19 protein-coding genes are annotated in these 21776 nt (G+C 42.1%); 2 read left to right on the top strand and 17 right to left on the bottom strand.

The window, feature by feature from the left end; all coding sequences use genetic code 11:
• Nucleotides 1-5: 5 nt before the first annotated feature.
• From DWW23_RS16010 to tig, 9 genes are all read right to left on the bottom strand, one after another.
• Nucleotides 6-1751: an OstA-like protein gene (locus DWW23_RS16010; RefSeq protein ID WP_122354277.1), complete on the bottom strand. Its 1746-nt coding sequence runs from the start codon at nucleotides 1749-1751 to the stop codon at nucleotides 6-8.
• Nucleotides 1748-3118: a peptidylprolyl isomerase gene (locus DWW23_RS16005; RefSeq protein WP_122354276.1), complete on the bottom strand. Its 1371-nt coding sequence runs from the start codon at nucleotides 3116-3118 to the stop codon at nucleotides 1748-1750. Before DWW23_RS16005 ends, DWW23_RS16010 begins: the two co-directional genes overlap by 4 nt.
• Nucleotides 3119-3139: 21 nt before the next feature.
• Nucleotides 3140-3994: a peptidyl-prolyl cis-trans isomerase gene (locus tag DWW23_RS16000; RefSeq protein ID WP_122354275.1), complete on the bottom strand. Its 855-nt coding sequence runs from the start codon at nucleotides 3992-3994 to the stop codon at nucleotides 3140-3142.
• 13 nt (nucleotides 3995-4007) lie between these two features.
• On the bottom strand, nucleotides 4008-5597 hold the full coding sequence (locus tag DWW23_RS15995; protein WP_122354274.1) for a peptidylprolyl isomerase: 1590 nt from the start codon (nucleotides 5595-5597) through the stop codon (nucleotides 4008-4010).
• A gap of 109 nt (nucleotides 5598-5706) precedes the next feature.
• Entirely contained in the window at nucleotides 5707-7182 is a 1476-nt protein-coding gene (gene guaB / locus DWW23_RS15990; protein WP_122354273.1) for an IMP dehydrogenase, read from the bottom strand.
• 158 nt (nucleotides 7183-7340) lie between these two features.
• On the bottom strand, nucleotides 7341-9524 hold the full coding sequence (gene recQ / locus DWW23_RS15985; RefSeq protein WP_122354272.1) for a DNA helicase RecQ: 2184 nt from the start codon (nucleotides 9522-9524) through the stop codon (nucleotides 7341-7343).
• 28 nt (nucleotides 9525-9552) lie between these two features.
• Nucleotides 9553-10782: an ATP-dependent Clp protease ATP-binding subunit ClpX gene (gene clpX, locus DWW23_RS15980; protein WP_122354271.1), complete on the bottom strand. Its 1230-nt coding sequence runs from the start codon at nucleotides 10780-10782 to the stop codon at nucleotides 9553-9555.
• 66 nt (nucleotides 10783-10848) lie between these two features.
• Nucleotides 10849-11517 carry an ATP-dependent Clp endopeptidase proteolytic subunit ClpP gene (gene clpP, locus DWW23_RS15975; protein WP_122354270.1) on the bottom strand — a complete coding sequence of 223 codons (669 nt, stop codon included), beginning with the start codon at nucleotides 11515-11517 and terminating at the stop codon, nucleotides 10849-10851.
• Between the two features lie 190 nt (nucleotides 11518-11707).
• A complete protein-coding gene (tig, locus tag DWW23_RS15970; RefSeq protein ID WP_122354269.1) occupies nucleotides 11708-13060 on the bottom strand; it encodes a trigger factor in 1353 nt (450 codons plus the stop codon).
• Between the two features lie 324 nt (nucleotides 13061-13384).
• Between tig and DWW23_RS15965 the strand changes: the two genes are divergently transcribed.
• Entirely contained in the window at nucleotides 13385-13630 is a 246-nt protein-coding gene (locus DWW23_RS15965) for an RNA-binding protein (protein WP_122354268.1), read from the top strand.
• An 81-nt stretch (nucleotides 13631-13711) separates the two neighbouring features.
• Nucleotides 13712-14626 (top strand): CPBP family intramembrane glutamic endopeptidase, encoded by a 915-nt coding sequence (locus DWW23_RS15960; protein WP_122354267.1) that lies wholly within the window; start codon nucleotides 13712-13714, stop codon nucleotides 14624-14626.
• A gap of 4 nt (nucleotides 14627-14630) precedes the next feature.
• Here DWW23_RS15960 and lptB read toward each other — a convergent pair whose 3' ends face one another.
• The 8 genes from lptB to DWW23_RS15920 all read right to left on the bottom strand — a co-directional run bounded on the left by lptB (nucleotide 14631) and on the right by DWW23_RS15920 (nucleotide 21768).
• A complete protein-coding gene (gene lptB / locus DWW23_RS15955; RefSeq protein ID WP_122354266.1) occupies nucleotides 14631-15383 on the bottom strand; it encodes an LPS export ABC transporter ATP-binding protein in 753 nt (250 codons plus the stop codon).
• A 66-nt stretch (nucleotides 15384-15449) separates the two neighbouring features.
• Nucleotides 15450-16976 (bottom strand): leucine-rich repeat domain-containing protein, encoded by a 1527-nt coding sequence (locus tag DWW23_RS15950; protein ID WP_122354265.1) that lies wholly within the window; start codon nucleotides 16974-16976, stop codon nucleotides 15450-15452.
• 10 nt (nucleotides 16977-16986) lie between these two features.
• Nucleotides 16987-17904 (bottom strand): endonuclease/exonuclease/phosphatase family protein, encoded by a 918-nt coding sequence (locus tag DWW23_RS15945; protein ID WP_122354264.1) that lies wholly within the window; start codon nucleotides 17902-17904, stop codon nucleotides 16987-16989.
• A gap of 267 nt (nucleotides 17905-18171) precedes the next feature.
• The gene (locus DWW23_RS15940) at nucleotides 18172-19326 is read right to left on the bottom strand and encodes a 6-bladed beta-propeller (RefSeq protein ID WP_122354263.1); all 1155 of its coding nucleotides are present in this window, start codon (nucleotides 19324-19326) and stop codon (nucleotides 18172-18174) included.
• 34 nt (nucleotides 19327-19360) lie between these two features.
• Entirely contained in the window at nucleotides 19361-20521 is a 1161-nt protein-coding gene (locus DWW23_RS15935; RefSeq protein ID WP_122354262.1) for a 6-bladed beta-propeller, read from the bottom strand.
• A 134-nt stretch (nucleotides 20522-20655) separates the two neighbouring features.
• Nucleotides 20656-21096 carry a hypothetical protein gene (locus DWW23_RS15930; protein WP_122354261.1) on the bottom strand — a complete coding sequence of 147 codons (441 nt, stop codon included), beginning with the start codon at nucleotides 21094-21096 and terminating at the stop codon, nucleotides 20656-20658.
• Complete coding sequence (locus DWW23_RS15925; RefSeq protein ID WP_122354260.1) at nucleotides 21093-21572, bottom strand: D-Ala-D-Ala carboxypeptidase family metallohydrolase; 480 nt, start codon at nucleotides 21570-21572, stop codon at nucleotides 21093-21095. The genes DWW23_RS15930 and DWW23_RS15925 overlap by 4 nt, the downstream gene beginning before the upstream one ends.
• The gene (locus tag DWW23_RS15920) at nucleotides 21562-21768 is read right to left on the bottom strand and encodes a hypothetical protein (RefSeq protein ID WP_122354259.1); all 207 of its coding nucleotides are present in this window, start codon (nucleotides 21766-21768) and stop codon (nucleotides 21562-21564) included. Before DWW23_RS15920 ends, DWW23_RS15925 begins: the two co-directional genes overlap by 11 nt.
• Between the last annotated feature and the right edge of the window lie 8 nt (nucleotides 21769-21776).

The raw sequence follows: 21776 nt of genomic DNA, 5'->3' as shown, positions 1-21776 counted from the left end.
TAATGCTATTGCTCATGTTTAAACTTATTGCTTCGAACCGGGGCGTCTTCAACCTTCTTTCTCATCACCTGATAAATATCATCTTTGTTTTTCGGACGCAGGTAATCAAACCAATAAAAATCCTTCAGCGTTTTCTGTTCCGGCTTCAAGTCGGGTATCGGGGTAAGACTTCCCTGCGGACTGGGCCATATCTTCAACCGCTCAAGCGCATTCTCTTTCACCCAGATTGTCAGGAATCCGCTCTTGGTCTCATTCAAACCGATCATCGCCCCATTATCCAGCGGGTAGAAGATAGATTCCGCATTCCCTTCGACATCGATCTGCCGGACAGCCTGACCTTCAAAATATGCTTTCAGGTCATTTCCCTTCAATTGATTATAATAAGACGAATCGAGATGCTGCACCGCAAACGCATACTGGATCACATGTGCATAATCGATCGTACTGTCATTCATATAAATAACGATCGTATCGCCGGATATCTGATATTGCTCATTCCACAGAATCGGATCCTTATACATATATAATATAGAATCACGCGAATTAAATTGCATGGAATCACAAACACCTTGCATATCGGTACGATAAAAACGTACACCATAAAAAGCTTTTATCTCACGGGCGGTCGAATCGATCGTCATCATCTCGAGTGTATCGGCATGCAGATACAATGTATCTCCCTGTGAATACTCCAGGAAACGTGCACTATCGGTAGCAAAAGCATACTCCGTCCGTTCATTATAAAAACCGTACTGGCCCTCCAGCGTCACTTTCTGGGCCGTATCACGCAGACACATATTCCCGAATGCCTCACCAAAACCAGCATCCTTATCATACGAAATAGAATCACCGATCAGGACCCTGTTACCCGAATAGACTTCAGACTGGTCCAACAACAAAGCGGTATTCGTCTCCGTATTATACCATCCACGGGAAGAGTGGATCGTTCCGCTGTCGGAAACAATAATGGAAGGTCCCAGTATAGTTGCGATCTTCGACTCCGTATCGTAATGAAGCGTATCCGAATAAAGCGTGAAATTCGGATTTTCCAGACGTACGCTATCATTAAAAATAGCCAGCTTCGTTCCCGGAGAATATTGTCCGTAGAAAGAAGACAACTGGTTCAGGGAGTCAACGATCAGACCTCCGTCGAAGTAATAACCGATATCAGGAATACGTTCATAGTTCAAGCTATCGGTAAAAAGCGTCACCTGCCCGTTTTCCATACGAACATTTTCCCTCAGATAAGCGATCTGCGTATTCCCGTCATAAAACAGGTAATTTCCATACACGAACAAGGTATCCCCCTGCTCCATCCGCACATTGCTGAAAGCTTCCAACGAGTTGGTCGTCTCAAAAAAGTAAGCACTGTCGCAGTACATGTATGAACTGTCATGCCGGAAAACGACATCTCCCCGCAAAAACTGGGCATCCGCCTTGACTTCCTTATCAAAAGACAAGGTATTGGCATGGATCAGATACACCAATGTTTTTTGAGGTGTAACCGTATCGGCGGTAAGTGTCTCTCCCTGATGGGAGATAGTATCCTGTTTCATTACAGGCTGTATCTTTTTCTGCGGTTCAACAGTCGCGGTATCCACCTTAACGGGGATCGTATCCTGTTTAACGACCTTAGCTTTAGCAGATACCGAATCCTGCCTGACGGGAATAGAATCCTGCGTTTGTGCAAATACACAAACCGTCAGCAGACAGAATAGTCCTGTAAGAAAAAACTTGTTTACAATTTTCATTCTTTCACCCAACCCGGATACTTGAAATCGCAATTACGCCATCCTTCGGCAATACGTACATAGGTTGTCTTTTGCTTTTTCTTGATCCACTCGTCCAATAATTCTTCTCTTTTCCGTTGTTCCACTAAATTCTTCATTGCCTGGAAGTCATCAGAAAGATTTGCCTTATGCTGTTCTGTACGGGATTTCAGTTTCACGATAGCAACCACTTCCTTTTGTTTGTTAGTAATCATGGTAAATGGCTTGGAGATGTCACCCACCTGCATATCATATACAATCTTACCTACTTCCTGGGGAAGTTCCTGCATTTCAAACTTCGGAGTACCGTAATTATTTCCTTCATGGTTCTGATTAACCATTAATCCCTTGTTGTTACGGGTGTCTTTATCATAGGAAACGAATGTAGCGGCTTCCTCGAACGAGAATTTGTCGGCTTTCAGATCCGTATACAGGGAATCCATACGCACTGTGGCCTCTGTCAGTTCCTTTTCAGATACTTTCGGCCTTAACAGAATATGGCGGCAATTGATACGGTTACCACGTTTTTCGATCAACTGGATGATATGGTATCCATATTCAGTCTGAACGATCTGCGACACACGTTTCGGGTCAGACAGGTTGAATGCCACATTTGCAAACTCGGGCACCAGGTCTGTCTTACTCATAAATCCCATTTCACCACCACGGGGTGCAGAGGCCGGGTCTTCCGAATATAAACGGGCCAATGTGGAAAATTCCATCTTACCGCTATTGATCTGTTCAGTAAAATCGCGCAGACGGGCTTTAATGGCATCGGTTACATCGAACGGGATCTTCGGTTCAAACGTAATGATCTGCACTTCCACTGTTGTCGGGATAGTCGGCAGGCTGTCTTTCGCCAACTGGTTATAGAACTTACGGATCTCGGAAGGAGTCAGTTTGATCTCACCGATCAGGTTACGCTGCATTTCCGATACGATCTGCTGTTCGCGAAACTGTTCCTTTTGCTCGTCTCTGATCTGCGAAACCTTCTTTCCGTAATATTCCTCTAGCTTTTCCCTCGATCCGATCTCGTTGATCGCCCAGTTTATCCACTGGTCGGCCTGTTGTATCACCTGGCTTTCACTGGCCTCGATACTATCGATCTTCGCCTGGTTCAGGTACAATTTCTGTATTGCCATCTGCTCAGGAATCGCACAATAGGGATCGCCATCCAGACGTTTTCCTTCGTTCTGCATAAACAAACGTCTCGCTTCTACGTCCGAACGTAAAATAGCATCATCTCCTACCACCCACACTATCTCATCAATCACATTATCCTTATCCTGTGCCATTGCCACACAAGATAAGCAGGCAAGAAAGAATACAGTTAAAATCTTTTTCATCATATTACCTTTATAAGTTACAAATTACGGTTCCGTATAAAACTTTACATCACCTCCTCTGATTCCATCTTTATATAACTCTTCTTCAAACGTCTTCAAAAAATCCACTTTCCGCTGATTGATCAGCATCTCTGTGATCTGCGAACTTGCATAATCATAGGGAGCCACACTCCCTTCCGAAAGATACTCCTTGATATTCAGCAGATAACAATAACTACTATCAGCCACTTCCACGAACTTGTTCGCCTTCAAATAAGCATTCGGATTGGATACATGAACGGGGATATTATCCATCACCTCGTCAAAATCCACCCATTTGTCGTAAAAGTAGTCATAAATAGCGGCATTCTGCACACTATACTTCTCAATTTTTTCCAAAGAAGCCTCAGAAGTCGATTTGTACCACCCCTTTACATCCGATAAACCGGGAGCATCCACCGGTATTTTCAGGAAAAGTCCTTTGATCAGGGCTTTGTCAAGTGTAAACTTTTTCTGATTCTCTTCATAATAGTTCAGCTTATCGCTTTCGCGGATATCAGCCGACAACTTTTCTTTGATCAGGCGCTCCTGATACCGGTAACGGACCAGCGAATGGCGGTATTCTTCTACCAGCTTGTCGACCTCTTCCTTTTCGTTTCCCAGGTTCCGCTGGGCAACTTCGTAAACCAGTGCATCCTTGACCCACTTTTTTACAAAGCTTTCGGCTAACAACAAACTATCCGCAGAGGACGCCCCCCGCGGAATCAGACTAACCACTTCCGAACGTTTCAACGTCCGGTCCTTCACTCTTACCAGCACATCCGCATCATCGGTAGGCTGGGTCCGTTTACAAGAACACAGCAAAGATACGAATGCTATAAAAATGAAGCAATACTTCATAACCTTCTCTTTCTTATTTCTTTAGTTTTTTCAACAATTTCCAATTAATCGTAACAGGATATTCCTTGTTCAACTCTTTCAACCAGGCTTTTTCCAACTCAGGTTGCTCGGCGGCAGGTTTACTCCATACTTGCCGGTTACTGATATTGAACAACAGGATGCCATCACGATATTCCTGCATGAGATGTGTAAATTCAGGATGCTTCGTGATAAGATTTTTGCGTTCTGACGTAGTTACAATATCGCGTACGAACAAATCGAATACCTCCTGCATAAAATCACCGGCATACGTTTTTGTCGAGAACGGGCAACGCTGGATATAATAGGCAAATTCGCTCTGCGGAAAATCCGTATCCACCAGATGGATCAGCGTCTTATTCATATCCTTTGCCTTTTCATAGAATTCCTTATCGGTCGGAAAATAATCATTGCACAAAGCAACCAGTTCGTCATAAGCTTCCGGATAGAATACATACCCGTATTCTTTTTTCATCCGTTCGTCGAACGCCTTATAATATTCAAAATTACGTTCTCCCTGTGCCATCAGACGTGACCAGGATTTTTTCTTTTCTTCAAAAGAGGGTATTCCGCTTTTGCCGATCAGTTTGATGATATGATAGCCGAAACGTGTTTTAACAGGTTTTGACAACTCGCCCGGAGTATTCAGGGCAAAGGCAGCTTTCTCAAACGGCTCGACCATCTCTCCGACACCGAACCAGGGTAATTCTCCCCCCTTCCGTGCAGAAGCACCATCCGAAGAATTTTCCTCTGCCAGCTCTCCGAAATCAGCACCATTCTGTACTTTCTGATAAACCTCTTCAGCCAGAGCAAGCGTTTCGCTATCGCTACGGGTGACAGAGTCTTTCTGGAACGGGATCAGAATATGGGCAACGTGGCGCATTCCGGGATTGGGTTTACGGCTATGTAATTTGATGATATGAAATCCCAAAGTAGTACGAACGGGCATGGATAATTCACCCGGCTTCATAGCGTATGCCTGATTTTCAAATGCTTTTATCGTCTGCATAGGCAACAGGCAACGTGCATACTCGTACCCGGTCTGCTTTGTTGAATCCTGCCTGGTAAGTTCCTGGCCGACAGCGGCTATATCTTCTCCGTTCTTTATACGTTCATAAGCCTTCATCGCCCTCTCGTAGACAGCAACCGTATCTTTCGAAACCGTTTTCTCGGGCAGACGAAAGAGAATGTGGCTTAATTCCAGCACCTCTCCCAGGCGATCGTATTCTGCACGGACAGCAGCATCTTCCCCCTCCTTGTCCGATAAGTAACTCGATGTCAACTGAGCGCGGTATCCTTCCAGCTCGTCGGTAAACTCTTTCGTTTTGTCGAGACCTTCTGCTTCTGCAGCTGCCACTTTCAATTTGAAGTTCTTATATAACTCCACATAATTTTCCAACGATTTACGATCAGATAAATTAACTTCACCATTCTTCCGCGCCATAAAAACAAATTCATCCAAGAGAACCTGTTTTCCTGCCACAGTCATTACTACAGAGTCGGCCTTATTAGCGGCTTCTCCGGTTAAACAAGCGAATAACAAAGATAATACAAGTAACTTTTTCATCAAAAATCCGTTTATCATACTACGTACACATTACAAAAATAACACTAATCTAACGGATAGCATCCCCAAAAAGTATGCTACCCTATTAAATTAGTGTTTTTTATATAACGGCATTTATGCGCATTTATTATTCACCACGGCTATAATTAGGCGCTTCCTGCGTAATTGCTACGTCATGCGGATGGCTTTCCTGTACACCGGCATTGGTGATACGGGTAAACTTGGCCTGATGCAGTGCTTCAATATTATGAGCTCCGCAATATCCCATACCGGCACGTAAACCACCGACCATCTGGTAGATAACCTCAAACAAAGAACCTTTATAAGGCACACGGGCTGCAATACCTTCCGGAACCAGCTTCTTCACATCATCTTCCACATCCTGGAAATAACGGTCTTTCGATCCTTTCTGCATAGCTTCCAGCGATCCCATACCGCGGTATGATTTGAATTTACGTCCGTTGAATATGATTGTCTCACCCGGCGATTCTTCCACTCCGGCCAGCAACGATCCCATCATAACGGATGATCCGCCGGCAGCGATCGCCTTCACGATATCACCCGAATAACGAAGTCCGCCATCAGCAATCAAAGGAATACCTGTCCCTTTCAACGCTTTCGCTACATCATAGATAGCCGATAACTGCGGTACGCCGACTCCGGCAATAACACGGGTCGTACAGATAGAACCCGGTCCGATACCCACTTTAACGGCATCAGCACCGGCATCCGCCAGGTATCTTGCAGCATCGCCTGTCGCGATATTACCTACCACGCAATCAATACCCGGGTATTGGGCTTTGATCTGTTTCAGTACATCGACCACCCCTTTCGAATGTCCGTGCGCCGTATCAATCACCAGGGCATCGGCACCGGCTTCAACCAAAGCGGCAACACGTTCAAAAGTATTGAACGTCACACCGACTCCGGCTGCGACACGCAAACGTCCTTTAGTATCTTTACAGGCAGACGGTTTATCTTTTGCTTTTGTAATATCTTTATAAGTGACCAGGCCGATCAGTTTATTATGACTGTCTACCACCGGCAACTTTTCGATCTTGTGCTCCTGAAGTATCTGGGCAGCAGCCTCCAGATCCGTCGACTGGTCTGTTACCACCAGGTTTTCCTTCGTCATCACCTCATCGATCGAACGGTTCATGTCTCTTTCAAAACGAAGGTCACGGTTGGTCACGATACCTACCAGGTAACCGCCTTCATCCACAACAGGTATGCCACCGATCTTATATTCCGCCATCATGGCCAACGCATCGGCCACACGTTTTCCTTTCGTGATCGTTACGGGATCATAAATCATCCCGTTCTCCGCACGTTTAACGCTTTGAACCTGCTTTGCCTGTTCAGCGATCGTCATGTTCTTGTGAATTACACCGATACCACCTTCACGGGCAATAGCAATAGCCATTTTTGCCTCGGTAACCGTATCCATGGCCGCCGATACCATCGGGATATTCAATGTAATGTTTCGTGAAAACTTTGTCGTGAGGTCGACATTTCGTGGAAGAACTTCTGAGTAAGCAGGGATCAACAATACATCATCGAATGTTAATCCGTCCATAACTAACCTGTCTGCAATAAATGACATAAAACGTATGCTTTAAAAATTATTGCGCGCAAATATACGATTTTTCCGGGAACTATGCAACGATTAAAAAAATCCTTTCGAAAGAAAATTAAAAAGGCCCCTTCCCTTTTGTTTGTGGGAAGGAACCTTTTTAATTCCCGTCGGAAATGATCCGTGTATTAATTGGCCATCTCGGAAAGGAACTTAATGCGTACCAGACGAATTTCTTCTTCCGTATAATCGCCGCCTAATTCTTCGATCGCATCTTCCAGGTCATCCGTTTCGGAATCCTTGAAATATTCATAGATATCTTCTATGTGATCTTCATCCATCACATCATTTACAAAGTAATCGATATTGATACGTGTTCCCGAATAAACGATCGCTTCGATCTCATCCAGCAATTCGTTAAATTCAAGGCCATTCGTCAATGCGATCTCATCCAGGGCAACCTTCCGGTCGATCCGTTGGATAATGGAAACTTTCAGCTTCGACTTATTGGCTACAGTACGGACACGCAAATCTTCCGGACGTTCGATCTCATTTTCTTCGACATGCTTCTTGATCAGTGTTATGAATTCCTGTCCGTAGCGTTTTGCCTTACCGGCACCAACACCGGGGATATTCTGCAACTCATCCAAAGTGACCGGATAAGTCGTTGCCATCGCTTCCAATGACGGATCCTGGAAAATCACAAAAGGAGGAACTTCCAACCGTTTGGATAATTTCTTACGCAAATCCTTCATCATAGAATAAAGGACCGGGTCTACGGCACAGGTAGCACCCCCGCGTACAGGAACTTCTGATTCTTCTTCCTCTTCAAACTCGTTATCCTTCGTTATTTTGAAAGATACCGGTTTCTTCATGAAGTCTTTTCCCTTCGGCGATATTTTCAGCAAACCATAATTCTCGATATCTTTTGTCAGATAGCCGGCGATCAGTGCCTGACGGATCACCGCATTCCAGGTCTTGTCGTCTTCGTCCGTTCCGGAACCGAAGATTTCCATTTCATTGTGTTTGTAAGATTGAATTTCGGAGGTCTCATTCCCGACCAACATACTGACAATATAGTCTGCCTTAAATTTTTCTTTTAAAGTACTTATCACTTCAAGTACCGCACTCAATAACTCTTTCGCTTCCACTTGCTTTTTGGGGTTCAAACAATTATCACAATTTCCACAATTATCTTCCAGGTATTCTTCACCAAAATAATGCAGCAGGACTTTACGACGGCATACGGATGTTTCAGCATAGGCGGCTGTTTCAAGCAACAGTTGCTTGCCGATCTCCTGTTCCGCTACAGGTTTACCCTGCATAAACTTCTCCAGCTTCTGTAAATCCTTATAAGCATAAAAGGCGATACACTGCCCTTCGCCGCCATCACGGCCGGCACGGCCTGTTTCCTGGTAATAACCTTCGAGACTCTTCGGTATATCGTAATGAATGACATAACGCACGTCCGGCTTATCGATCCCCATACCGAATGCGATAGTAGCCACAATAACGTCTGCTTTTTCCAACAGGAACGCATCCTGATTGGCCGACCGTTGTTGCGAATCCATTCCGGCATGATAAGCAAGCGCTTTGATCCCGTTTGCCTTCAGAATATCGGCAAACTCCTCTACCTTCTTGCGGCTCAGACAATAAACAATACCCGATTTACCTTCGTTGGCTTTAATATATTTAATGATCTCGCGGTCTATATTTTCATCCTTCGGACGAACTTCGTAATATAAATTAGAACGGTTAAAGGAGGATTTGAAAACTGAAGCATCTATCATACCCAGGTTTTTCTGGATATCATGTTGTACCTTCGGAGTCGCGGTAGCAGTCAGCGCAATCAACGGACGTTTTCCTATCTCATTGATGATCGGACGTATCCGCCGGTATTCCGGGCGGAAATCATGCCCCCATTCAGAGATACAATGGGCCTCATCCACTGCGTAAAATGAGATTTTCACATTGCGCAGGAATTCGACATTTTCTTCCTTTGTCAGTGATTCGGGAGCAACATAAAGCAGCTTCGTTCGGCCAGCCATAATATCTTCCTTCACCTGGTCGATCGCCGACTTATTCAGTGATGAATTAATAAAATGGGCCACTCCGTCTTCTTCGCTGAAATTACGCATGGCATCCACCTGATTCTTCATCAAAGCGATCAGGGGGGAAATTACGATCGCCGTACCTTCCATCATAATAGAAGGCAACTGGTAACAGAGAGACTTACCTCCACCGGTGGGCATCAACACAAAGGTATCATTCCCGGCCAGCACATTTTCAATGATTGCTTTCTGATTCCCTTTAAAGGTATCAAAACCAAAATGAGTCTTTAAATGCTCAGTTATACTATCCTTCTTCGCCATACTTATTATATTTTACAAACCGCAGGCATTACGCTATCTGCAAACGGTTTACATCTGATTTTTCAAACTTCTCCTTCGCATACTCCAAAGTAACATGGAGTTTCTTTTTCTTTTCAGACGGCATGCTGAACATAGCATCCATCATGATGGCCTCGACTATCGAACGAAGACCACGGGCTCCCAGCTTAAATTCCAGAGCTTTGTCTACGATATATTCATAAACGTCTTCATCAAACGACAGTTTAATGGAATCCATCTCGAACAGCTTGACATACTGCTTGATGATCGAATTCTTCGGCTCTGTAAGAATGCTGCGTAGCGTGCTCCGGTCAAGCGGGTTCAAATAAGTCAGAATAGGCAGACGACCGATAATCTCCGGGATCAACCCGAACGATTTCAGGTCTGTCGGCGTAATATATTTCAGGAAGTTGTTCCTGTCTACCTGGGCAGTTTCCTTGCTGGCAGAATATCCTACGACACGGGTGTTCAGACGCTGGGCTATTTTCTTCTCGATACCGTCGAACGCTCCGCCACAGACAAACAGGATATTTTTCGTATCTACCGCAATCATTTTCTGTTCAGGATGTTTTCTTCCGCCCTGGGGAGGCACGTTTACGATCGAACCTTCCAACAGTTTCAATAATCCCTGCTGTACTCCTTCTCCGCTTACATCACGGGTTATAGACGGATTATCACTTTTACGCGCGATCTTATCTATCTCATCAATAAATACAATCCCCCGCTGTGCAGCATCCACGTCATAATCGGCAGCCTGCAACAGGCGAGTCAGAATACTTTCAATATCTTCTCCCACATAACCGGCTTCGGTCAGCACCGTCGCATCCACAATGGCAAACGGCACATGCAGCAATTTTGCGATCGTACGCGCCAGCAAGGTTTTTCCCGTACCGGTTGCGCCAACCATAATAATATTAGACTTCTCGATCTCCACATCATCCGAAGTGACTTTCTGAAGTAACCGCTTATAATGGTTATATACAGAAACAGAAAGATAACGCTTGGCGTCATCCTGTCCTATCACATATTGGTCCAGAAAGTTTTTTATATCCTCCGGCTTCGGCAGTTCCGCCTGGTCAAGCCCTAAAGAGCTTTTCCTGGCAGGCTGTTGTTCTTTTACAATTTCATACGCTTGCTGTGCACACTCGTCACAGATAGCACCGGATATCCCATTTATCAGCATGTTAACGTCCCGGCTGCTCCTTCCACAAAACGTACAAACGTCGCCTGTTTTGGCCATAGATTTTTTGTTTATTAAATTGTCAAAAAAGACAAGGCACAAAAAAGGGCCTTGTCTCTATGTTTGTTATTTATTATTACGAACCAGGATCTCATCAACCATACCGTAAGCTTTCGCTTCTTCGGCAGTCATCCAATAGTCGCGATCGCTATCGCGTTCCACTTCTTCATAAGGTTTTCCTGAGTGAGTTGAGATAATAGTGTACAGTTCTTTCTTAACCTTCAGGATCTCACGAGCTGTGATCTCGATATCCGAAGCCTGTCCTTGTACACCGCCCAGAGGTTGGTGGATCATCACGCGTGAATGAGGCAACGCCATACGTTTACCTTTCGTTCCGGCTACCAGCAATACGGCTGCAAAAGAAGCGGCCATACCTGTACAGATAGTAGAAACATCACAACCGATAAACTGCATAGTATCATAAATACCATAACCGGCATATACGGAACCACCGGGAGAGTTAATATAAATGGATATATCCTTACCGGGGTCGCTTGAATCCAGATATAGTAATTGTGCCTGAATCACATTGGCCGAATAATCGTCGACCTGCGTTCCCAGGAAGATAATACGGTCCATCATCAAGCGGGAAAACACGTCCATCTGCGCAACATTCAGCTGACGTTCTTCAATAATCGTCGGAGAAATATAACTGCTGGTGATATTCATATAACTATCCAGCGCATTACTGTTCATCCTCAAATGTTTTGTTGCATACTTTCTAAAATCGTCCATAGTCTACTGTTTATTGTATAACCGAAAGTCATAAAAAAAGGGATTTCCCTCTGACTTATCGGAATAACAAAGTTATAAATAAATTTCTGAAAGAAACAACTTATTTGCTATCCGCTAAGATATTTTTTAGAGAGAAACCCCTTTTTCTTACTGAAACCATAATAAATACTATAGTTTCCGAAGAATAATATTATTCAAAGAGTTTGTTGAACTCTTCTGCTGAAACTTCTTTTACATCCAGTTCGACCTGTTCTTTCAACCAGGCAGCCAGTTTTTCTTCTACTGCACGGTCGATAATGTTCTGCAAAGTCTGCTTGTTCTTCAGCATGTCTTTTGCATAGTTAGCCAATACTTCTTCAGGAACAGAAAGCATACCGTACTGTGCAAACTGAGCTTTAGCCACACGTTTTGCAAAGCTTTCGATATCTGCATCTTCAACCTTCAGGTTATTGCCCTTCACCAGATTTTCCTTGATCAGCTGATATTTCAGGTCTTCGATGATCTGAGGATATTCTTCGTCCAGTTTTTCCGGTGTATTCTTTTCGTTTGCAGCCAGCAACCAACGTTTCAGCAATCCGTCAGCAAACTGCAGTTCGCCGGCTTTCTGTACCAATATTTCGCGTGCATCCAGCAGGAATTTGAAGTCGCTCTGAGGAACAAACTGTTCTGCCAATGCTTCTTTGATCTTGTTCTTGAATTCTTCTTCGCTGGTAACAACACCTTCGCCGAATACTTTGTCGAACAACTCCTGGTTCAGTTCCGCTTTTTTGTGACGTGTAATTTCACTGATCTCGAAACTGAAGTCACCAGTGATACCGGCAACAGCTTCTTTATCGACTTTCAGGAAAGAAGCGATCTCTGCTTCAGCTCCTTCATAAGCCTTGTTCGGGTTGAAAACGATCACAGAGTTAGTCTTTGCACCGATAAATTTCGCTTTTTCAGCCTCATCCTTCATATAAGAAGGCATCAGTACTGCATCTTCGACAACGATACCGCCTTCTTTCGGAGATCCGTTTTCGAGTTCGGCAACAGTACCCTTTACCATGTCTTTTTCTTCTACTTCTTCAACCTGGTCGTAAGCGCCGAAGTTAGCAGTATAAGCATCTACCTGCTGGTTCATCATCTCTTCATCGATGGCAACCTGATAGTAAGGAAGCTTATCGTTCTTGCTCAGTTCGATTTTGATCTCCGGAGCCAAAGCTACGTCAAAACAAAATTCGAAATCTTCCTGCGTATCGAAATTAATAGGCTGTTGTTCTGTTTCGTTAGGCATCGGTTCGCCTAAAATGTTCAATTTGTTATCGCGGATATAATTGAATAGATTTTCAGAAACCAACTTGTTAACTTCTTCAGCCAGCACGTGCTTTCCATACATTTTTTTTACCATACCCATCGGTACCATTCCTTTACGGAAACCCGGTACATTTGCTTTCTGACGGAAGTTGCGCAGGCTCTTTTCAACCTGTTCAGCATAGTCAGCCTTCACTATTTCTAATTTCACAATACCGCTAACGGCATCAATGTTCTTAAGCGAAACGTTCATTCTGAATGATTTATTTAATTAATAGTCGTATCGAATTTTAGGCTGCAAAATTAGAGTTATTCTTTTAATCTCGCAAATTGTTTACTTAATTTGTTCTAAGTAAGCCCAATTTAGACACATATTATTTTTTTCAACCCAAAATCTTGTTTATCTAAAATAAATGTATTCCTTTGTAATGTGAAAGGGGAATTACCTTGAACGTAAATAACATTGTTTTTATTTCTTCATTTACTTGTTACTTGTCGATTTATCTATCATTGTTACGAAATTCCGGTTTACTACTTTCATCAGTAACAATTTTATTTTTTAATTATTTCTATTTTTATGAACATTTACATTGGTAACCTGAACTATCGTGTTCGGGAAGAAGATCTGAAACAAGTAATGGAAGAATACGGAGTGGTAGATTCTGTAAAGATCATCATAGACCGTGAAACAGGTAAATCGAAAGGTTTTGCATTCGTAGAAATGCCTGATGATGCAGCAGCGAAAAAAGCTATTGCAGAATTGAACGAAGCTGAATTCGAAGGTCGTCAGATGGTGGTAAAAGAAGCCAGACCGAAAATGTAATTCACTCTACCTCGAAAAAATAAAAAACTTCTACCTATATTTGGGCAGAAGTTTTTTTATGTCCGTATATTTATATTCAAAATGAGATTAAAAGGTATATACGCCGGTAAACCGGCACTGTTCCAGTTATTGCTCCTGCTACTCTGTCTTTTGTTCGGAGCCATCCTTTCATCCCTGATCGGCACGGGAATATTTTTCACGTTTCATGGCATCTCCGGTAATCTATCTCAATACCCCGGCATGATGCGGATGATGCAGTTTGTTTCAGCAGTGGGGACATTCCTGTTCCCGGCATTAGCTGTAGCCTGGTTATGCAGCCCCGATCCGGCAGATTACCTTTGTATAAAACGAAAAACGGATAACCGTGTCCTGGCGCTCGTACTGGTGAGTATGGTCCTGATGTCGCCGACAACCACCCTGACTGCATTGCTGAACAAGCAAATGGTATTACCCTCATTCATGGCGCCTATTGAAAACTGGATGCAAACGCAGGAAGCACTTGCCGAACAGTTGACCAATACACTTTTAGCAGGCGACGGACTCCTGATAGTGTTATCCAATCTGCTTGTTATGGCCGTGATGGCTGGTATCACCGAAGAGTTTTTATTCAGGGGAGCATTACAACGTATTATCGGACAGTGGACCACCAACCATCACATTGTTATCTGGTCAGCCGCCATAATATTCAGCGCATTCCACCTGCAGTTCTACGGATTCCTTCCCCGTATGTTGCTGGGAGCTTATTTCGGCTACTTGTTATACTGGAGCAGAAACATCTGGGTCCCTGTATTTGCCCATTTCGTCAACAACGCATTTGCCGTGATCGGTATGTCGGATAGCCGGTTGAAAGAAAATGAATTTATCTCCGGAGACATATCCAATGCCAATCTGTTACCTTATTCGGCACTGGCCGTCATTACATTATTATTATTCATTGTATGCGTACAGCATATCAGAAGACTTTCAAAACAAAAACAATCCAACAATTATCAATAACTGATTACAGGTCTTTCTTCCGTAATACGAAGTCTTTACCCAGATACTTTTCGCGGACGATCTCGTTCTCTGCCAACTGTTCTGCCGTTCCCTGGAAAAGCACTTTTCCTTCGAACAACAAATAAGCACGGTCACAGATACTCAACGTCTCGTACACATTATGGTCGGTAATCAGGATACCGATATTTTTATGTTTCAGTCTGGCAACAATGGTCTGGATATCCTGTACGGCAATCGGATCGACACCGGCAAACGGTTCATCCAACATGATGAATTTAGGGTCGATGGCCAGACAGCGGGCAATCTCAGCACGACGCCTTTCACCACCCGACAACTGGTCTCCCAGGTTCTTCCGCACTTTGTTCAGACCGAACTCAGCGATCAGGCTTTCCAGCTTCTCTTTCTGATATTCCGGAGTCGTCTCCGTCATTTCCAATACGGAGCGGATATTATCTTCCACTGTCATCTTACGGAAAATCGAAGCCTCCTGGGCCAGATAACCGATACCGTTACGGGCACGTTTATAAACCGGGAACTTGGTGATCTCCATATCATTCAGGAAGATCTTCCCTTCATTAGGTGTGACCAGTCCTACAGTCATATAGAATGTTGTCGTCTTCCCCGCCCCGTTCGGACCGAGCAATCCAACAATCTCCCCTTGTTTCACATTGATAGAAACATGGTTCACCACCGTACGTGTTCTATATTTTTTCACCAGGTCCTCCGTCCGGAGCACCATCTGTTGTTCGTCTGCCATATCCTAATTATTTACGGGTACAAAGAAACGCAATTAATTAGTTTTCCACAAGACTATTATCATTTCTTAAAGGATGTATAGCCTCAGGATGTATATAGTTAATAAGAGAATATAGAGCAGAGGATTAAAGACACTCCAATTCCCCATTCCGCCAACAGAAAACCAATTATATAATGCAGTTAACGAACCGGAAGATATAGATATGACCTGACGTTTGATAATATCTTCATACTTAGCCCAAGGTCCTCCCGAATAGCCGGAACCACTTTCCGGAACATTAATAGCCTCCAAAGAGAAACACCCTCCAAACACATTCTCCTCAAAACCGGCCGGAGCTTCCGACGACAAAAAAGTAACGTCTGTCAGCTTGGTGCAGTTATAAAAAACCTCTTTTCCGATCGTTCGTACAGATGACGGTATAATAACAGAAGCCAGAGATGTTTCATAAAAGGCGGCACGCCCTATGTTTGTAACAGAAGCAGGTATGGTAACCGATTTAAGAGCAGAATGAGAAAACGAACCTGCTCCGATTGTCTTCACTGAAAAAGGAATTTCCAATGATTCCAAAGCTGTTCCGTAGAATCCGGCAGCTCCAATCTGTTCCAACTCCGATTTTCCGGCAAATGTAACAGAGGATAATCTTCTGCAATCCGTAAAAGCCGCTCCTTCTATATTTGTCACCGAAGAAGGGACCACTATCGATTTCAGAAACGTCTTCGCAAAAGCGCCTGCACCAATCGTAGTAACAGAAGACGGGATCGAAAAAGAAGTCAGAGAAGTCTCGGAAAAAGCCCGTCCCCCGATCGTTTCCAGTTTCGAACCATCAATAGTGACCGACGACAATCTTTTACAGAGTCTGAAAGCCCCCTCTCCGATAGCCACGACAGAAGACGGGATGGTAACAGATATTATAGCCGTTCTGGAAAAAGCACCATCACCGATCTTTTCAAGCTTCATGTTCTCGGAAAATGCTATGGACGACAATTTTCTGCATCCCCAAAAGGCAGCCTTCCCGATTGTTGCTACAGAAGAAGGAATAGCAACTGACTTGAGAGCTGTCTCATAAAAAGCCCACTCTCCGATCGTCTTCAAACACGCCTCTTCTGCAAATTGCACTGACGACAGATTCGAACAATTTCTAAAAGCAGCCTTCCCGATCCATTCCACAGTAGTCGGAACAGTGATCGAAGCCAGATATGTCTGATAGAAAGCATATCTTCCGATCAATTTCAAATTGGAATTCTCTGCAAATGTTACGGATGACAAATCCCTGCAAGCTAAAAAGGCTCCTGCTCCGATCGAAGTCACGGACGATGGAATATGCACGGTTTTTACATGCGACATATATTTAAATATCTGATTCGGAACAATGGGAACTCCTTCCTCTATCGTAATCTGAGTGACAGAGTTCCTATCAGCTACACTAGCCTTTTTCCAATCATCAAAACCACCATACATCAAAATAGTCAATGTACCATCCTTCAGTTCATAACCAAGATCTTCCGCCGATAACTTTTCGCCGGAAACCAATAATAGTACCAATACCAACAAAGTTGGAAAGAAGAAAGAAAAAGTTGTCTTAGGTGTTTTCATAATAATTCATTTATAAGATTGACAAAACGACCATCACAGGAAAATGATCTGAGGGGGTGCGAGCCTTATATTTACTCAAAGATACCTCTTTGGGAAAATTACCATTCTGTTCCTTCTGAGAACTTTCAGCCACTTCCGAACGGTAGGTATCGGTTAATACCCCATACTTTTTCACATCGAACTCTTTTGTCAGGAAAATATGATCGATACGGCTTTCGGTCTTTCGATCCGTATGAAAACCATTAAATGTTCCATTTGGCGCATAGCGGAAATCCGCAATTTCATACGAGTCACGCATGACACCGGAACCGTCCAACAATTTATAAGACTCACTGTTTTGATCGACATTAAAATCACCGGTCAGGATAGCAGGTAACTTTTTAGGAAACTCTTTTATTTTCTTCAAAATCAATTTCGCACTCTCGGCACGGGCTTGTACCCCCACATGGTCCATATGGAGATTGAAAAACAAAAAGGTAAAGCCAGTCTGTTTATCCCGGAACTCTCCCCAGGTACAAATCCGGGGAAGAACTGCATCCCACCCTTTATTCGGACGGTCCGTTATCTCAGATAACCAGAAATTCCCATGTTCCAGCACTTCAAACTTATCCGTACGGTAAAAAATAGCAGAATGTTCCCCTGCCTGTTTGCCATCCTCACGTCCGATACCGATATAATCATAGCCAGGCATGGCTTGTTTCAAATCCTGTAACTGAGGATATAAACCTTCCTGGGTTCCGAATATTTCAAAACCGTGAAACTGTACCAGTTGAGCAATATAAGGATAACGTTGTCCCCAACCGTCTCCCTTTGTTGAATCCCCATTGTTGGCATACCTCAGATTATAGGATCCAACTATCATTGTTTGCGCCTGTAAAGTCAGTAAGGCGCAAAAAATAAAAACAAAAGAATAAATGATCTTTTTCATGGCTTGTATAATTAACGAATGCAAGGTAATATTTTATTTTCAAAATTCGTTTGTATTTTCCCTTCAATGAATAAACCAATCATACCTATATCACCAATCCACATATATTCTAAGTGCTTTCACCTAACTTCAAAAGTTCTTTCTTCAATCTGAAAATTCGAAATATGATAGAATATTGGGCTATATATACTAAGAAATGCACTCTCACAGTGCAAAACAAGCGAGACAACTACTCTTCTATCGCCATAGAGGATATTATGTCACATTTTATTTTTTATGTTTAATCAACATGATCACCGGATTAGATTCTTCGTCTAATTGTGAAGCAATTTCCATTAACTGACCTTTCAACTTTCCTTTTCGATGATCAGTTATAAGCTGACTTATTTCCATGCTTTGCCAAGATGCTATTTCTTTATTTACAGGAGTCGTTTTCATATTTACGACTCTCTTTTCAGAGTAATCATCATTATATACTTTGTATTCAAAAATAGCCTTCTTTTGAGTATCATACATCAAGTTTTTTCCAAAAAATCCAGAACCACTACTAAAATCATATTCCTTTTTTACCGTTTCCATAAAATAATAATGGTCAGTAATAATACTCAAAAAAAGAAAAACTTCCGGATCCATTGATCTAATGACTGGAGTTCTAACTAAAATTGGTACAATACTATGGTCAAAATGATATTGATATACGGTATCAGACGACTGCTCTACTAAAACATACCCATTTGGAGTAGATATTATTGGATAATACGTACGAGGAACCACACTATAAGTCATATTTTTTGACTCATCTTTTGTACTTACATCCATTAAAATTTTTCTATCAAAAGGTATTTGAATTTTTTGAATAATACTTCCATCTTGTTTAGATACAATCATAAACGATTCTCTATCAGTAACCCAATAATTATTGCAAATCAAATTATCCCGATCAAAATCATAGATATGAGCAAAATAAAGGTCATCATCGTGTTTAAGACTCCGCTTAAAGTTTCCATCCAGATCATACACAACTATTTTCTTGGCAAAATGATCATGAATAAATATTTCCTTCTTATCTTCATCAAGAACCACTCTTTGTATAAAAGTATATTCCTCTCCACCTTGTCCTTTACGATTTATTTTCTTTATCCCTTTACCTGTTTTTCTATCAAAAACAAAAAGAACACCATCATTAATATAGTTTCTAGCTAATATAATATCCTTACCTATAGCCATAACTAAACCTTGACATATAAATTCATCATTCGTTTCCAATGGTATATATTCGACATCCATAAAATCCTGCAAAACCAACTCTTTCTCAGGATATTTTGCAGTAACATCAACAGAAATAAATTTATCTGCAGATTGTTTATTTTCTCTACATCCTACCATTATGAATAGGATAAAAATTAAAATTAAGTTTTTCATTAACAACTATATTATAGTTTAACACGCCAAAGCCTTATTTTTTATGTTTTATCAACATGATCACCGGATTATCCTCCGAATCCAATTTTGCTGCAACTTCTTTTAATTTACCTTTTAAACGTCCTCCCTCGTAGTTCTGAACAAGTTCCCAAGCTTCTAAATATTGACAAGAAGGAATTTCACCATTTAAAGGTGTTGACTTCAGGAAAGCTTCTTTATCATTTGTGTAATCACTATTATATACTTTATATCTGAATAAGGCCTTTTCCTGCTTATCATATACTAAATCTGTAGGAGAGAATTCTATTTCTTTAGTTATAGCCTCCATAAAATAATAACGATCGGTAAGCAAACTCAACAACAGAAATCGCTCCGGAGTCATAGAACAAACAGAAGGCGTTCTTACAACTAATGGCTTCATCATGTGATCTGAGAAACAATATATTGTATCTGCTGAAATCTCATTCAACGCATAATCTGCAAAATAAGGGACTATAGGATGGACGGTTGAAGGCATAAATGCATGATATAATCCAGTCTTTTCATCTTTAGGAGTCTTTATCACAATCGATTTTTTCTCTTCATAGGGTATTTGAATTTCTTTAGAGATGCTACCATCCAATTTTGATATTAGCATAAATGATTGTCCGGCATGAAAAGCAACAGTACTGTTATCATTAAAAGAATCATGACAAATTAAATGTTCTTCATCAAAATTATACATATCAACAAATAAGAAATCCTTATTGGTCGATAATTTTCGTTTAAAATTTCCTTTCAAATCGTACACTTGTATCTTGTTTGAATATGAATCGTTAATAAACAGTTCATTGTTATCCTCATCTAACACAATGCTTGACAATCCATTGTATTCTTCCCCACCTTGTCCTTTCCTGTTTATCTTTCTCAGGGCTCTTCCCTTCCGATCAAAAACATAGATGTTTCCATCATTACTACGGTTCGTCACAATAACATGATTACGACCAACAGCTCGAACAAAATTGCCACAGACAAATTCATCATTCGTCTCCAACGGAATATATTCTACATCCATGAAATCTTGCAAAATCAGTTTTTTATAAGGATATTTTGCAGTAACATCAACAGTTATGAAATCATCAGCCGATTGTTTGTTTCCTTCGCCCCCCGCCATAAACAACAGGAGGATGAATAAAATTGAATACATACTTTTCATACTTATTATAATTAAATATTAATACCTAATGCACTTCCTTATTTGTTGTATAATCACCACTTTGCAGGCTAACATTCTGTTATTTCCGAAATATACATATTATTCCGAACATTTCGTAAATAAAAAGATAAAAGTTACTTAATCCTCCATTTTTTCCATAACCAATAGACAAAAGAAAGCAAAAACAGAACCAACACCCATCCGGCAATATGTCCCGGTTCATGTTTTGTCATCACTTTCTCCGTCGATATAATGCTATTAATGTCCTGCTTTTCTGTTGCACTCTTCTTTGTAGAAAGGACTTCTGCTGAATCCGTCATGCTCCATTCTTCCGTAACATACGCAACACGTTCCACATGCTGCTTGCCTGAGCTATCCGGTGAAGAAAAATAAATTTCCTTCAATCGGGAGTTACCCCGCAAATGCTTCTGCCGATCATAATGTAAACAGGATGTATCCAACTGTATATACACCATCGAATCCTTATACGCATAAAACTGCTCCCTGCTTCGATTGCGTGTCACACAGCCGGATAATCCTATCACCGCCAAAAACAAGTAAAGAACAGCTCTCATTTGATAATCACCTGGCGACGGTTCTTACCCGTCAATTTTAATGACAAATGGATAAACCCACGACGACGGTAATAAATTGCCTGGTCGAAATTCAAACGGCTTTTCTGTAAAGCCTCCAACAAGCGGCAACTTCCGAATGTATAAATATCGGCTGCTTCTCCCGTCATATGCTGCGAGTTAGCAACACCTCTTACCAGACGATTCAATTCTTCACTCCGATAGCCACTGGAAATATGCATTCCCATAGGACAATCCGCATATTCCCGAAGCGGCTCCAATAACTTTCTAACCAGATTTCTAATCGCTTTCTGCGCTTCCGGTGGTGGAGTATTGTTCAGGCCCTGTTCTACAGCAACTGCACTGTAGATAAACTCCCCCATGTAAAAATGATCACTGATCCAATCCGGATGTTTGCATCTCCATGCTTGTTGCTTTACAGTCAAAGGCTTTTCAAATGTAAATTCTTTATTTTTCATTTTCGTTCTTTTTTATTTTATATGAATAGTCTACCCCAAATAATGCTCCGGCAAACGTACTGATCTCTCCGAAAGCTACTAACACACTGTTATGTATCTCTCCAGCCGGAGCCACCCAAAAACCGGAAAAGACCAGGATAAGACCGGCTGCACAAAGCAGCACGGCCATTACCAGTTGAACATTCATTCTTTTCATCCTCGACC

Origin of the sequence: Parabacteroides sp. AF14-59 (genome assembly GCF_003479515.1) — a bacterium.
GTDB classification, from domain to species: domain Bacteria; phylum Bacteroidota; class Bacteroidia; order Bacteroidales; family Tannerellaceae; genus Parabacteroides; species Parabacteroides faecis.
Note: the sequence above shows the minus strand (reverse complement) of the source record. Positions and strands in the feature narration are given on the sequence as shown.